Annotated in this window: 1 protein-coding gene; it reads left to right on the forward strand. The window is 30.7% G+C overall.

Annotated elements, in window-relative coordinates; genetic code table 11:
• Window positions 1–102: 102 nt before the first annotated feature.
• Window positions 103–502 (forward strand): hypothetical protein (locus WJW32_RS12320; protein WP_340258761.1); only part of this gene is annotated, 400 nt, incomplete at its 3' end.

A 502-nucleotide genomic window follows, 5' to 3' on the forward strand; every position in this document is an offset into this window, starting at 1 on the left:
CATAGCCATCAAGCTAAGGATTTTAGAGCAAATTAATTGCCCTCATTCGTTAAAAAATAATATACTAATGCTACTTAAAGTTCTAAGGAGGCAGAAGTATCTATGTCAAAAGTAAAAACATTAAATATGAAAAATACTATGCAGCAAATGATTCAAGAGATCCTTAAAGTTATTTCAAAAGATGAAATTGAAAAAATAGCAAGGGATGTTGGTTTTATTCAAAGGCAAGGAAAGCTTCAAGCTTGGCAATTCCTTTATCTATGTGCCTTTTCAGGCTTAGATATATCTAAAAATACACTTGTTTCCATGAGTGCTAATCTAAATTCAGAAATTGATATTGAAGTCACAACACAAGCTATACATGATCGTTTGAATGATAAAGCTGTGGCTTTTTTACAAGAAATCTTTACAAGATTATTAAACGATATAGCTTTATCGGATTCTAAGATTTCAACCTTGTGGGATAAACACTTTGATAGGATTAGAATAGTTGATTCTACAG

The organism is Tepidibacter sp. Z1-5 (genome assembly GCF_037844525.1).
Lineage (GTDB): Bacteria > Bacillota > Clostridia > Peptostreptococcales > Peptostreptococcaceae > Tepidibacter_A.